Origin of the sequence: Thalassospira lucentensis, from assembly GCF_032921865.1 — a bacterium.
GTDB lineage: Bacteria > Pseudomonadota > Alphaproteobacteria > Rhodospirillales > Thalassospiraceae > Thalassospira > Thalassospira lucentensis_A.
Genome location: NZ_CP136684.1, coordinates 3,035,473 through 3,048,803 on the forward strand (window position 1 = coordinate 3,035,473; position 13,331 = coordinate 3,048,803).

At 55.0% G+C, this 13,331-nt stretch carries 16 protein-coding genes; 9 read left to right on the forward strand and 7 right to left on the reverse strand.

The features are described from left to right. The first annotated feature begins 10 nt into the window (after positions 1–10). The 3 genes from R1T41_RS14715 to R1T41_RS14725 all read left to right on the forward strand — a co-directional run bounded on the left by R1T41_RS14715 (position 11) and on the right by R1T41_RS14725 (position 2,779). Positions 11–1,321, forward strand: coding sequence for a replication-associated recombination protein A (locus R1T41_RS14715; RefSeq protein WP_317337633.1), 1,311 nt, complete (start codon positions 11–13; stop codon positions 1,319–1,321). 119 nt (positions 1,322–1,440) lie between these two features. Then, a complete protein-coding gene (locus R1T41_RS14720) occupies positions 1,441–2,046 on the forward strand; it encodes an FMN-dependent NADH-azoreductase (RefSeq protein ID WP_062952344.1) in 606 nt (201 codons plus the stop codon). 205 nt (positions 2,047–2,251) lie between these two features. Beyond that, positions 2,252–2,779, forward strand: coding sequence for a DUF1499 domain-containing protein (locus R1T41_RS14725; RefSeq protein ID WP_317337634.1), 528 nt, complete (start codon positions 2,252–2,254; stop codon positions 2,777–2,779). Positions 2,780–2,849: 70 nt separating this feature from the next. Here R1T41_RS14725 and R1T41_RS14730 read toward each other — a convergent pair whose 3' ends face one another. Next, entirely contained in the window at positions 2,850–3,401 is a 552-nt protein-coding gene (locus R1T41_RS14730; RefSeq protein ID WP_317337635.1) for a DUF4823 domain-containing protein, read from the reverse strand. 166 nt (positions 3,402–3,567) lie between these two features. On the opposite strand from R1T41_RS14730, the gene crcB reads away from it, so the two are divergent. Further along, entirely contained in the window at positions 3,568–3,960 is a 393-nt protein-coding gene (gene crcB, locus R1T41_RS14735; RefSeq protein ID WP_062958923.1) for a fluoride efflux transporter CrcB, read from the forward strand. Beyond that, positions 3,957–5,048: an RluA family pseudouridine synthase gene (locus tag R1T41_RS14740; RefSeq protein ID WP_317337636.1), complete on the forward strand. Its 1,092-nt coding sequence runs from the start codon at positions 3,957–3,959 to the stop codon at positions 5,046–5,048. Before crcB ends, R1T41_RS14740 begins: the two co-directional genes overlap by 4 nt. 91 nt (positions 5,049–5,139) lie before the next feature. On the opposite strand, the gene R1T41_RS14745 is transcribed toward R1T41_RS14740, so the two are convergent. Continuing rightward, positions 5,140–5,412 carry a hypothetical protein gene (locus R1T41_RS14745; protein ID WP_317337637.1) on the reverse strand — a complete coding sequence of 91 codons (273 nt, stop codon included), beginning with the start codon at positions 5,410–5,412 and terminating at the stop codon, positions 5,140–5,142. A gap of 202 nt (positions 5,413–5,614) precedes the next feature. Here R1T41_RS14745 and R1T41_RS14750 point away from each other — a divergent pair, with 202 nt between their 5' ends. Together R1T41_RS14750 and R1T41_RS14755 are read left to right on the forward strand one after the other, a co-directional pair. After that, a complete protein-coding gene (locus R1T41_RS14750) occupies positions 5,615–6,313 on the forward strand; it encodes an HAD-IA family hydrolase (protein ID WP_317337638.1) in 699 nt (232 codons plus the stop codon). Next, positions 6,303–6,788, forward strand: a complete 486-nt coding sequence (locus R1T41_RS14755) for an SRPBCC domain-containing protein (RefSeq protein ID WP_062952350.1) — start codon at positions 6,303–6,305, stop codon at positions 6,786–6,788. Before R1T41_RS14750 ends, R1T41_RS14755 begins: the two co-directional genes overlap by 11 nt. A 6-nt stretch (positions 6,789–6,794) precedes the next feature. Here R1T41_RS14755 and R1T41_RS14760 read toward each other — a convergent pair whose 3' ends face one another. Further along, a complete protein-coding gene (locus tag R1T41_RS14760) occupies positions 6,795–7,409 on the reverse strand; it encodes an HAD family hydrolase (RefSeq protein ID WP_062958926.1) in 615 nt (204 codons plus the stop codon). Positions 7,410–7,689: 280 nt separating this feature from the next. On the opposite strand from R1T41_RS14760, the gene R1T41_RS14765 reads away from it, so the two are divergent. Further along, a complete protein-coding gene (locus R1T41_RS14765) occupies positions 7,690–8,514 on the forward strand; it encodes a dienelactone hydrolase family protein (RefSeq protein WP_062952352.1) in 825 nt (274 codons plus the stop codon). A 76-nt stretch (positions 8,515–8,590) separates the two neighbouring features. Here the strand turns inward: R1T41_RS14765 and R1T41_RS14770 are convergent, their stop codons facing one another. The 3 genes from R1T41_RS14770 to R1T41_RS14780 form a co-directional block, all read right to left on the reverse strand. Continuing rightward, positions 8,591–9,361, reverse strand: a complete 771-nt coding sequence (locus R1T41_RS14770; RefSeq protein ID WP_062952353.1) for an ABC transporter permease — start codon at positions 9,359–9,361, stop codon at positions 8,591–8,593. A 16-nt stretch (positions 9,362–9,377) separates the two neighbouring features. After that, positions 9,378–10,163, reverse strand: a complete 786-nt coding sequence (locus R1T41_RS14775) for an ABC transporter ATP-binding protein (RefSeq protein ID WP_062958929.1) — start codon at positions 10,161–10,163, stop codon at positions 9,378–9,380. A 91-nt stretch (positions 10,164–10,254) separates the two neighbouring features. Next, positions 10,255–11,277 (reverse strand): ABC transporter substrate-binding protein, encoded by a 1,023-nt coding sequence (locus R1T41_RS14780; protein WP_062952355.1) that lies wholly within the window; start codon positions 11,275–11,277, stop codon positions 10,255–10,257. A gap of 265 nt (positions 11,278–11,542) precedes the next feature. Between R1T41_RS14780 and R1T41_RS14785 the strand changes: the two genes are divergently transcribed. Beyond that, positions 11,543–12,262 (forward strand): ATP12 family chaperone protein, encoded by a 720-nt coding sequence (locus tag R1T41_RS14785; protein ID WP_317337639.1) that lies wholly within the window; start codon positions 11,543–11,545, stop codon positions 12,260–12,262. 16 nt (positions 12,263–12,278) lie between these two features. Here the strand turns inward: R1T41_RS14785 and R1T41_RS14790 are convergent, their stop codons facing one another. Beyond that, positions 12,279–13,256, reverse strand: coding sequence for an ABC transporter transmembrane domain-containing protein (locus R1T41_RS14790; RefSeq protein ID WP_114111544.1), 978 nt, complete (start codon positions 13,254–13,256; stop codon positions 12,279–12,281). Positions 13,257–13,331: the final 75 nt, after the last annotated feature.

Here is a 13,331-nt window from a genome sequence, read left to right on the forward strand (position 1 = left end):
AAGGCCCCACATGGTATCACTGTTTGAAAGTCAGGCATCCCGGCCCTTGGCCGACAGGCTGCGTCCGGCAAAGCTGGATGAAGTCGTCGGGCAGGGGCACCTGTTTGGGGATGACGGGCCGATCACGCGGATGATCAATACCGGGCGGGTGCCATCGGTGATTCTTTGGGGGCCGCCCGGCTGTGGCAAGACAACTCTGGCCCGCCTGATGGCCGATGTTGCCGATATGGCGTTTGAGCCGCTATCGGCGATCTTTTCCGGGGTTGCCGACCTGCGCAAGGTGTTTGACCGGGCACGCGGGCGGCGGGCAACCGGGGCGTCGACCCTGTTATTCATCGACGAAATCCATCGTTTCAACAAGGCCCAGCAGGACAGCTTCCTGCCATTCGTTGAAGACGGCACCATTTCCCTGATCGGGGCGACAACCGAAAACCCGTCGTTCGAACTGAACGCGGCATTGCTGTCGCGCTGTCAGGTGCTGGTGCTTAAACGGTTGGATGATCAGGGCCTTGAAGAACTTCTGGTGCGGGCGGAAAAGGAAATGGGGTTCGAGTTGCCCCTGTCACCCGAGGCACGGGTCACGCTGCGTGCCATGGCCGATGGTGACGGGCGCTATTTGCTGAACCTTGCCGAAGAACTGTTTTTGCTGCCGCCCAGTGATGATGGACCGCTTGGCGTTGCCGAACTGTCGCGCACCGTGCAAAAGCGCATGCCGCTTTATGACAAGGGGGATGACAGTCATTACAACCTGATCAGTGCCCTGCATAAATCGGTGCGCGGGTCGGACCCGGATGCGGCCCTGTACTGGTTTAACCGCATGCTGGCCGGGGGCGAGGACCCGAAATTTGTTGCGCGCCGCATCACCCGCATGGCGGTCGAGGATATCGGACTTGCCGATCCGCAGGCGCAGCAGATTTGCGTGGGGGCGTGGGAAGCTTATGAGCGCCTCGGAAGCCCGGAAGGTGAACTGGCGCTGGCACAGGCGGTGATCTATCTGGCGCTGGCGCCTAAATCGAATGCCGGTTATGCCGCCTATAAACGGTCATTGAAGGTCGCGCGCGATACCGGGTCGCTGATGCCGCCGGCCCATATCCTCAATGCCCCGACCAAGCTGATGAAGGATATCGGTTATGGCACCGGCTATGCCTATGACCATGATCAGGAAGACGGTTTTTCCGGGCAGAATTATTTTCCCGACGGCATGCGCCGTCAGAGTTTTTATGAACCGGTCGAACGCGGTTTTGAACGTGATTTGAAAAAGCGGGTCGAATATTTCGACAAATTGCGCCGTGAACGTCAAAAGCAGCGCGGTGAAGACTAACCGGCAGGTGTTTTGTTCTCTTTTGGTCAACAATCTGGTGAAAAGACATCAGATAATCATCGTCATGGAAACTGTTAAAGTCAGGGCAACAGAAACAAACCCGGACTTGGAGAATTCACATGACTTCGATCCTGCATATCAATGCCTCGGTTAACGGCGAAAATTCCAATTCGCGCCAGATCGCATCCAAGCTGATCGAACGCATTGTTGCCGCAACCCCGGCTGCCAACGTTGTTGAACGTGACCTGAACGATAAATCGATCCCGGCCCTGACCGGCGAGATTGTCGGCGCGTTCTATACCCCGGCTGAAAACCGTTCCGGCGCACAGAAAGACGTGATCGCCGTTTCCGACAAACTGGTTGCCGAACTTCAGGCATCCGATGTCGTTGTCATCGGTGCGCCGATGTATAACTTCTCGGTTCCGTCGACCCTTAAGGCATGGGTTGACCTGATCGCCCGTGTCGGCGTGACTTTCAACTATACCGAAAACGGCCCGAAAGGCCTGCTTGAAGGCAAGAAAGCCTATATCGTTGTTGCCACCGGTGGCGTTCCGGTCAACAGCCCGGCGGACTTCGCAACCCCGTATCTGAAACAGGTTCTTGGTTTTGTCGGTATTTCCGATGTTGATGTTATTGATGCATCCGGTTTCGCGGTAAATGCCGAGGAAGCCATGGAACGCGCGATTGCCAATGTTGCTGCCGCACCGCTTCCGAAGGCGGCATAACGCACTGCCTGTTGCCCGCGGAAATCGATAGTCGCACCCATTCCCCCCCCCCCCGATGTGGCTTGCTGGTTTCCAGATAAAGCCCGAACGAGTATCTCGTTCGGGCTTTTTTGCATTTGTTAACTTGACGAATTACAACAATTAACCGGTATTTAGGGAGTCCTGCGTTAGAGCAGGTCTCACAAAACGGGAACGGGGAATTTTTGTGAAACGCTTGGCGATTGTACTTGCATGGCTTCTGTTTGTTGGCGGGCTGACTTTTGCGGTGATCCGTTTTAGCGGATTGCTCGATAGTATGCTGGTCGCAGGAGAACCGGCGGATATCAGCCTGGGCCCGGATATCGAGCTGCCAAAGTCGCCGACCTATTTCCTGATCTGTCCGCTTGAAGCATGTCCATCGACGCATCGGAATGCCCAAAGCCCGGCATTTGACGCCGCACCCGATACCGTTGCAACCGCCTTGCAGGCAACGGCGGGCGAGCTGGGCATGAAACTGGTTGAAGGCGATGGCCTGTCGCTTGAACTGCGTTTCCTTGCCCGGACACCAATATTCCGTTTTCCCGACTGGGTTGATGTTAAAGTCATCCCCAGCGAACAGGGGGGCAGTCGTGTCTTTGCCTATTCCCGGTCGGTTTATGGCAATGACGATTTCGGCCAGAATGAAAAACGTCTGAAATCATGGATGGCGGCAACCGTTGCCCTGATCGGTCAGCAGGCAGCGCCGAAGAACTGAGTATGATAAGCGCGACAAAGACGAAAAGGCTCACTCCAGATCAAATGGTGCGAGCCTTTAAATCTTTGGATTACTTTTCGATATTGGTCGCTTTTCCGAGCAAAGCTGCCACAAATTCCTCGGTAGGAACTGGCAAAAGGTCCTGTGGATGATCACCACCTAAGGATGCCCATTTGCTGCTAGCGCTTCTGGTGGTTGTCAGAAGCATAGCCTGTGTTCGCACATCAAAGGCCTGATATTTTATTGTAATACGATCCGGGCGTCCTGACCATTCCGTTGCACGATCTTCCCAATGCAAAATTTCCGGTTCGATCAAATAATCAAGGTCATCTTTTGCCGCGTTTGCAAACGCGGTTTCACGAGCTTCTACTGTAGAGGCTGAGATAATCTTGCTGCTGAAGGGGCTTAGTTTGTTGCGAACAACTTGAACCAGCATCTGACCGGAATTGTTGTAGTTTGTTGCTCCGTAAATGCCATCTTTCGGCAACATGACGTAATATGAACTGCCGGGCGGCACGGTGGTCATTACTTCGTGGTTATCCACACGGTATTTGCTCGAACAAGCTCCGAGCGTTAGTGTCAGTCCGGCGATGAGTAGCAACTTTGCCTGTTTTAATTTCATTTCCGTCCCCCCTCAATTTTAAGTAGGGAAAACTAATAAAAGCGAAATAGGTTTTCTGGCAAGAAGATAACTTGTGATATCTGGAAATCAGATGGTTATCACATGCGACCCGCCTATGATGTTTTCACACGTGACTTTTCAAAACCGAAAGACTAGGTTCCGCGCCATGCAATTTTCACCGTTGTTTATCGCATCCATCGCATTGGGCGGAGCTATCGGGGCGGTTGCCCGATATGGTGTTTCGGCCTTTATGGGAGCGACGCTTGGTCACGGTTTTCCCTGGGGGACGTTGACGGTCAATATCGTCGGGTCTTTTGTCATGGGGCTTCTGATCGAGCTTTCGGCGGTCAAGCTATCGCTCAGTCCTGAAATGCGGGCCTTCCTTGTGACCGGCTTTTTGGGGGCGTTTACAACGTTTTCTACTTTTTCGCTCGATGTCGCGACCTTATATGAACGCGGCAACCTTGGTCTTTCGGGGCTTTATGTTGCTGTTTCGGTCTGCGTTGGCATCGCAGCATTGTTCGGCGCAATCGCGCTGGTAAGGGGAGTTCTGCAATGAGTGGTGTCACTCTGCGCAAGGTTAAGAATGACGAAGCCGAAATGCGGCTTGATCGCTGGTTCAAGCGGAACTGCCCGGAATTTACCTTTGGGCAGGTTCAGAAGCTGCTGCGTGGCGGCCAGATCCGTGTGGATGGCAAACGTGCCAAGGCCAATCAGCGGCTTGAGCCCGGTCAGGAAGTCCGTGTTCCACCCGCACCGGTCATGTCGGGTGGCGGACTGGGGCCGTGGGCCGAAGGCAATTACGATGCAGCCAACGCGGCACAGCATGTGAAATCAGGCCCGTCCAAGTCGGATGCGACCGAGGAAGAGCTTCAGGCGCTGCGCGATTCCGTCATTTTCTATGACGAGGTGGTTCTTGCGATCAACAAGCCCGCGGGGCTTGCGGTGCAGGGCGGGACCAATACCGACCTGCATGTCGATGGCATGCTGGATGCGCTGAAACTTGATAGCAAGGAACGCCCGAAGCTTGTTCACCGTCTTGACAAGGACACCAGTGGCGTCCTGTTGCTGGCACGTTCGGCATCGGCGGCCAATGCCCTGACCAAGGCGTTCAAGGATAAAACCACGCGCAAACTTTATTGGGCGATTGTTACCGGCGCACCCGACGAACGCGAAGGCCTGATTGATGCGCCGCTTGCCAAACATGGCGGCAAGGGCGGCGAAAAGATGATGATCGACGAGAAAGAGGGCAAATCGGCCCAGACGATTTATCGTCAGCTTGCCCGAGCCGGACGTCGTGCGGCGTGGCTTGCCCTGTCGCCACTGACCGGTCGTACCCACCAGTTGCGCGCCCATTGCCAAGCGATGGAATGCCCGATCCTTGGTGATGGTAAATATGGCGGGGCCAAAGCATTTATGGATGGTCTGTCAAACCAGATGCATCTGCATGCGCGTGCGATTGATTTTCCCCATCCGGTGACCGGCCATCGGGTCGTGATCGAGGCCCCCGTGCCCGAACATTTCAGCGCAACCATCAAGGCGCTGAATTTCGATCCGAAAACGCCGACCAAATTCCTGACCCCGGAAATCCACCGGGAAAGGGAAGTAAAGCCAAAGCCGAAACCGTCGAGAACACGCAAAAGATAGGTGTTCGAAAAAGCTTTCCCAAACGCGAAAAGCCGACGCAGTGCGTCGGCTTTTTCGTCCCTGTCAACGGTGTTGATGACAAATGGTTTGGTTACAGGCGCGCGACCATTTTACCGAAACGGTTAACAAACGCATCGTGAACCCGGCGTAAATGCTGGGCGTGAACCGTGTTTCCCGTGCGTTCGCAGATTTCGGCCTGGCTTTTGATCATGACCGCGATCCGTTTGCGGCCACGTGGTGTGTGCACCATGCTTTCGCCTTCCTCAAGGGCGGTAAGAAGGGGGATGTGTTCACACTCGGCAATCGCGAGAATTTCTTCTTCGCGCAGATCGCTGAAATCGATGCAGTCCCGAAGCGTGAGCATATTTGCCTCCGCAGTTCGCGTGCCAACCCTCTTATCGTATCCCTACCTTGGGGTGTTCGGAAGCGGGATGAAATTCACCAGTGGTTTCCATTGCTTGCCGCATAGCAAAAAATGCGTCCGCATTGCATTGGCTAGAGACTCGATCTTTGGCGAAGTTTGGAATAATCTCCGGCCCGATATAAACAGAACTGGATGACTTTTGATGGCGAATGATCCGCTCAGGCTTGTGGTATTTGATTGTGACGGCACCCTGGTCGATAGCCAGCATGCGATTGCGCATTGCATGGATCATGCCTTTGCTGAACATGACCTTGATTGCCCCGGCCTTGAAAAGACACGTACCATCATCGGTCTGAGCCTGCCTGAAGCGATCCGCAAGCTTGCCGCACCGGGCATGCTTGATGACGCGATTATCGAAGGCGTTACCGCGGCCTATAAGGCGGCATTCCTTGAATTGCGCCAGACCCCGGATTTCTATGAACCGCTTTTCCCCGGTGTGCGCGAAATGCTGGCCGAGCTTGACACACGCAACTGGCTTTTGGGCGTTGCGACGGGCAAGGCGCGCCGCGGGCTTGATGCGGTTCTGGCGCGCAACGCGCTTGAAGGACGGTTTGTTACCCTTCAGACCTGCGACAATCATCCATCCAAGCCCCATCCATCGATGTTGCATGCGGCGATGGATGAAACCGGTGTCGATGCGCCCAATGCGGTGATCATTGGTGATACGGCCTATGACATTGAAATGGGTCGGGCGGCCGGAATGCTGGCCATTGGCGTCAGTTGGGGATATCACGATGTTGAAACGCTCAACAAGTCCGGGGCGCATGCCGTGATTGATCATTTCGATCAGTTGCCCGGATTGCTGGAAACCATGTGGGGAACTGGCCGTGATGCTGCCTGAAGCCGATCACAAAGACGACGATTTAAAGCCGATCCGGGTCGAAATTACCGTCCCGGTCGAGCCCGAATATGCGTTCGAGGCATTCACCAACGGTTTTGGCAACTGGTGGCCGACCGACAGCCATTCACTGGCGCGCGAAAACTGCAAATCGGTCGAGATGAATCCCGGGCTTGGTGGCAGGATCGTTGAACATGCCAAGGGCCGCGACCCTGTGGTCTGGGGGACTGTCGATATCTGGCAGGCGGGCGAGCATATTGCCTTTACCTGGCATCCCGGCTGGGAAGAGGGGGCCTATACCCGCATCAGCGTCACGTTCGAGCAGAATGCCTTTGGCCGTTGCGTGATCCGGCTCAAACACTGGGACTGGAAAAATCTGGGTGAAATCGCCCCGATGGTCCGCGACGGGTATGAAAGCGGCTGGAAATATGTTTTCGAACAGTGCTTTGCCAATTACCTGACGGCCAAGCGGCACTGACTGATTTTAAAGCAGGCCATATTCCATCAAATCGCGGCGCAGGCGGATCGGATCGCGGAACCAGTGGGTGGCAAAGCCCATTTCGCGCGCCTGCTGAATGTTCTTTTCGCTGTCATCGATAAACAGGGTTTCGCGCGGATCAAGTTTGAAACGTGCTGCCGTCAGATCGAAAATCTGTGGGTCGGGCTTGGCCAGTTTTTCCTGACCCGATACCAGAATGCCTTCGAAATGGCTTAGGAAACCGAACCGTTCAATCGCATGTGGCCAAGTATCCGCCGACCAGTTGGTCAGGGCAAACAAACGCACATTGCCGCGCGATTTCAGTTCTTCAAGAATATGAACGGTGCGGTCAATCGACCCCTTCATCATTTCCGGCCAGCGGTCCATCCATGCCGCGATCTGATCATGATATTCCGGATAGCGATGCTGAAGATCGGGGATTGATTTGGCAAAGCGAAGCGCACCCTTGTCATGCAGGAAATTCCAGTGCGGATGACATATCTCGGTCAGGAAGCGTTCCATTTCGGCCGGGTCGTTGAAAATCTTGCGATACAGATGCCGCGGGTCCCAATCGACCAGAACGCCGCCCAGATCAAAAAGAACCGTTTCGATAGTACGCATGATTTCCTCGGGATGAATTGCAGCACGATTGCAGTCGGCTTGTTAAAGCAGGCAAGCGGGGCCGGGGCAAGGGGGCATTTTGATGACAATTGCCGACATGATCATACAAGGGGTTGATCCGTAACGGATTTGGGCGCGTACTCTTTGCAATGACAGGGATTTATGACGCGAGTGTGATTTGCAAACTCTTCGCATCTTGCGAAATGATGACGCGAAGAACATCATGTAAAATACAACCTGATAAAACGCCTGATCGTAACAAGACAGAGGAGGCTTGAATATGTGCACGCTTGACGGATGTGGTGTAAACGACCATCTCGGCCCGCCGCCCAAGGCCACGGACGAAGATCGCCGTCTGTTCCTGAAGGGGGCGGTTGCCCTGCCACTCGCAGTCGTTCTGGCCGACCCGATTCTGGCCCATGCCGCCGGATCGATGCTCGAACCCGTGACGATCACAACGCCGGGCGGGGAAAAGATGACCGCCGAAATTGCCATGCCGGCAACCCTTCCGGCCCCGACCGTCATTCTGATCCATGAATGGTGGGGGCTTAATGATCAGATCCGTGCGGTTGCCGCCGAATATGCCAAGCAGGGCTATATCGCGCTTGCGGTTGATCTGTATGGCAAACCGGCTGCGACCACGCCGGACGGGGCCAAGGCCCTGATGTCGGCGGTTGATCCGGCGATTGCCACCGAAAAATTGCAGGAATCCGTCAAATTCCTGAAAAATCACAAGGATTCAACCGGCAAGGTCGGAACGGTTGGCTGGTGCTTTGGCGGGGGCTGGTCGCTCAATACCGGGCTTGCCGCCGATGTCGATGCGGTTGTGGTCTATTACGGCAATGTCAAAAAGACCGCCGAACAGGTCTCGACGCTAAGCGCGCCATTGATGGGGCATTTCGGCACGCTTGATAAAAGCATCAACAAGCCGATGGTCGAAGGGTTTGAGGAATCCCTCAAGGAAGCCGGAAAAACCGATTATCAGATTTTCTGGTACGAGGCCGATCATGCCTTTGCCAATCCGACCGGCGGGCGTTACGACGCCGAGGACGCAATGCTGGCGTGGGAACGCACGATGGGCTTCTTTGATACCCATCTGTCCTAGGCGTCAATACAATCGTCTGCATATAAAAAAGGCCGGGGTTTTCCCGGCCTTTTGCGTATCTAAGCGGAGCCAGCTATTAATTCGCAGGATTGCCGCGATTGGCCCATTTGGTCGACCGGCGTTCGATGATGTTAAACAGCTCGTACATCGCAATCCCCATCACCGCGATCACCAGCAACCCGGCAAATACCAGCGGCATGTTGAATTTCGACGATGCCGACAGCATCAGGTAACCGACGCCAAGGTTCGATGCGACGGTTTCCGAAATCACCGAACCGACAAAGGCCAGCGTGATCGCGACCTTGAGCGATGCAAAGAAATAGGGCATTGCACGCGGGAAGCCGACCTTGACCAGAATATCGCGTCGCGTCGCGCCAAGGGATCGCAACACATCGCGCAATTCGGGTTCAAGGGTCGCCAGCCCGGTCGCCACATTGACCACAATCGGGAAGAACGAAATCAGGAATGCGGTAATGATCGCCGGAACCGTGCCGATGCCAAACCACATCACAAGGACCGGGACCAGGGCGACCTTCGGGACCGAGTTAAACCCGACCAGAAGCGGATTGGCCGCGTCGTAAACCGCCTTGCTCGACCCCACCAGCGCCCCCAGAATGACGCCAAACACAACCGCAATGGCAAAGCCCGCAAGCGTTGTATAAAGCGTCTGAAGCGCGTGCATCCAGATGGCGGCCCGAAATTCCCAGCCGACCATGATGCTTTCGGACGGTGTTGGCAGGACATAGACCGGGATATTGAAAATCCGCACGATCAGTTCCCACAAAACAAAAAGCCCGATTGCGCTGAGCCACGGTGTTGCTTTCGCGAAGTCTTTTTTCTTGGTCATGATGCAAAGCCTTCCGTTATGCCGCGCGCACGTCACGGATGTGACTGCGCAATTCGTGGACCAGATCGGTGAAAGGCTGCGTGAATGTCGTTTCCTGATCCCGCGGGCGGGGCAGGGTGTTTTCCCGCTGCACCAGAATCATGCCGGGGCGCTTTGACATCACATAGATCGTATCGGCCAGATAGGCCGCTTCGCGCAGATCATGCGTCACAAGGATGACGGTAAAGGGCCGCACCATCCAAAGATTTTGCAGGATGTCCCAAAGCTCTTCGCGGGTGAAGGCATCAAGCGCGCCGAACGGCTCGTCCAGCATCAGAAGATCGGGTTCATGGATCAGCGACCGGCAAAGCGATGCGCGTTGCTGCATCCCGCCCGACAATTCCCACGGATATTTGTCTTCATGCCCGGCAAGCCCGACACTGGCCAGAAGCTTTCGCGCGCGGTCTTCGTATTCGGCACGGTGCTTGCGCAGGCGGTTGCGATGCGGTTTGACGATTTCCATCGGCAGCAGCACGTTATCAAGGGTCGTGCGCCATGGCAGAAGGGTCGGGTTCTGGAATGCCATGCCAACGATTTTAAGCGGCCCGGAAACCTCCTTGTTATCGACGATAACCGTGCCTTCGCTGGGTGGCATCAGTCCCGATACCAGTTTCAGCAGCGATGACTTGCCACATCCCGAAGGACCGACAACGGCGATAAATTCGCCCTTGTTGATCTTCATGTTTGTTGTTTCCAATGCCAGATCGTCACCTTCGCTGTAACGAAGCCGGACATTGTTAAGTTCGACAAAGCTGTTCGACACGGCAGTCAGTCCCCCTGCGTATCATTATTTGTGATTTCTTATGGATCGGGGCCGGTTCGCCCGGCCCCGTTTGCGTTGTCTGACGTGCCGATTATTTCAGCATGCGGTCTTTTTCGCCGGGCATGAAGATGTCGGTGAAGATGTCCGCAACGGTTGGCTTGTTTTCAATGCCAAATGCCAGGCTGACCTGATCAATCGCCTTGTTCATGCGATCGGTCTTGATCAGGCCCATGCCTTCTTTAAGCGTCACCTCGGTCACAACGTTTTCGTCAATCGTCATCTGAAGGCGCTGCAATTCAAGGGCCGGGTCAATCAGCGGATCGGTTTCCTTAAGTGCTGCAATGGCTTCTTCGGGGTTGGCAATCGCATCACGCCATCCCTTGACGACCGCACGCAGGAACGCACGCAGTTCTTCCGGATGGTTTTCCATCATGTCGGGCGATGCGATCATCGCGTTGCCATAGAAATCCATGCCGTAATCGAAATACTTGAAAACGGTCAGGTCGTCCTTGGAAATACCCTGCGCCTGAAGGTTCAGGATCGATGTGAAATAGTGGCCGGTGATCGCATCAACGTCACCACGCACCAGCATCGGTTCGCGCAGCGGCGGGTCCATGCTTTCCCATTTGACATCGTCAAGTTTAAGCCCGGTTGCCTGTGCAAAGGCCGGGAACAGCTTGCGCGATGCATCAAATACCGGCGCGCCAAGCGTTTTGCCAATCAGGTCCTCGGGCTTGGTGATGCCGCTTTTCTTCAGCATGAAAAGCGAGAAGGGCGGGCGGTCATAGACCATGAAGATCGACTTCATCGCACGGTCGGGGTTCGATGCATTGAATTCCAGCATCGAGTTGATATCGGCAAATCCGACATCATAGGCGCCGCTGGCAACGCGCGTGATAGAACCGACCGATCCGTTGCCCGAATCAATCGTGACATCAAGGCCTTCATCGTCGAAATAGCCCTTTTTCTTGGCCAGCACATAGGGTGCTGCCGGGCCTTCGAATTTCCAGTCGAGTGTGAATTTGATCGCCATCTGCGCCATCGCGGATTGCGCACCAAGTGCAACGGCAATGCCGACGGTCGCGCCAAGTAGCCGCGCTTTAAGTCTCACCATTAATGAAGCCTCCTGTTTCGGGTCTTTTTGACGACCCATTGACCGAATGATACCCCTGATCGCACAGCAATGCCTGTGCCAAATCCCTTTTTTGTCGGTTTTCCTGATATGAAGGGACTGTTACGGGGAGAGTACGGTTGTTTAATAAATGGTCAATGGGGTAAATTGACCAAAAATTATACAGAAATTCTTGATAATCGCCTTTGAAGATGGCGGTCCCATCAAATCGCTTGCACATGGAAACGGATTTGGGCATATCGCCATCATGCTTACAAAATCGATCAACCGTTTTTATAAAAAAGCCGAAGCCGTGCGCGACGAAGATGCGCAGGGCTGGCGTATTCATCTGGACGGAAGGCCTGTAAAATCACCGTCCAAGGCCGAATTCGTATTGCCCGCCGAACGGCTGGCGCATGAAATTGCGGCCGAATGGGATGCGCAGGGCGAAAAGGTTCTGCCGACCACGATGCCGATCATGCAACTGGCCGCGACCGCGATTGACCGGGTGCGCCCGCACCGGTTTGCGGTGATTGCGGAACTGACCGGGTTTGGCCGGTCTGACCTGTTATGCTATCGCGCATCTTTCCCCGATGATCTTGTGCGCCAGCAGGCCGAAGCTTGGCAGCCGTTACTTGACTGGGCGCATCATGAACTGGGTATTTCGCTGAAAGTGACCGAAGGCGTCATGCCGATCACGCAGGAAGACGAGGCCCTTCTGCGCATTCAGGACGAGATCGAGGCGCTTGATGATTACCATCTGACAGCCCTTCACACCCTGACGACGGTTTCGGGATCGGTCATCATCGGTCTGGCAACCCTGCGGGGCCGGATCAGTGCCGAAGAGGCGTTTGAAGTTTCCCAGCTTGATGAAAGCTATTCCATCGAACATTGGGGGGCCGACGCCGAGGCCGTCGCACGCCGCGAACGCCACCGGGCCGAATTGCTGGCGGCGGGGCGGTATCTTGATCTGATCGGGCAGCGATAAACATTCGTTGCCCTGATCAATTCATCCATTTCGCGATCATTCTGTGTTGTACGGCTGCCTGTGCCGCCATCCGGTAATAGGACAGCAATTCGCGCATTGGCGATGACATCCGGTCAAAACCGGAAATGAACGCGACAATAATCCCGACCGATGTTTCGCCCTTGATCGCAAGATAACCACCGACGACCAGCACGCAAAGCGGTGCAAGGGCATTCAGCAGATTGATCAGGGTTTTCATCCCGAACTTGAGGATGAAAAACCACATGCGGTTGTTATAAAGATAACTGATGCCGCGATGGATCGGGTCCAGAAGTTCCTTGTGATCGTCATCTTCGCCCGGGTGGAGTTCGCTTAGCTCGTCGCTGACTTCGCGCATTTTTTCCACGCGCTTTTCAATCAGCCGGTTGATCTGTTTTTGAATGACCGGCACCAATGCGATTTGCGGGATCAGGGCAAGAATGCCGATCAGACCAATGATCGGCTCGACACTGACCATATAGCCGATCCCGAAAATCAGCATCCCGGCATTGACGACCGGCTGCGAAAGGCCATCGCCCACAAACCCGCCGAGTTTTTCGATTTCTGATCCGATGATCGAAACCGCCCGGCCGTTTTCGCCTTCGCCATTGCCGGTGCGGTCTTCGGCGTAAAGGCGGCTGAGATGGCGGCGGTTATGACGGATCGCACTTTCACTGAGCCAGCCTTCGTAAATCCGAAGCGTGAATTTGGCCGCCGACTGCACCAGCACCACCGCCAGATAGATCACCGCCAGTACGGTCAGAAGCGACATGTCCTGTTTGCTGATCGCATCATCGACAAGCCTGCGTTGCAGTTCCAGCGGCACAATGCCAAGAACGGCAACCGATATGGCAATCAGGCAGACAACGATCTGGTGCCGGCCACTCATCAGCCAGATATAACGCCATAAGGATTGCGCAGGGCGATCATCGCCGGTGGATTTCGGCTCGTGCGGGCGGATGCGAAACAGCTTCATGAAAGGACCGTTCTGGTGGATATCATAAGGCCTTAACGCGCCAGAACCCGTTTGGTGCCCGCACCGTTCGAAATG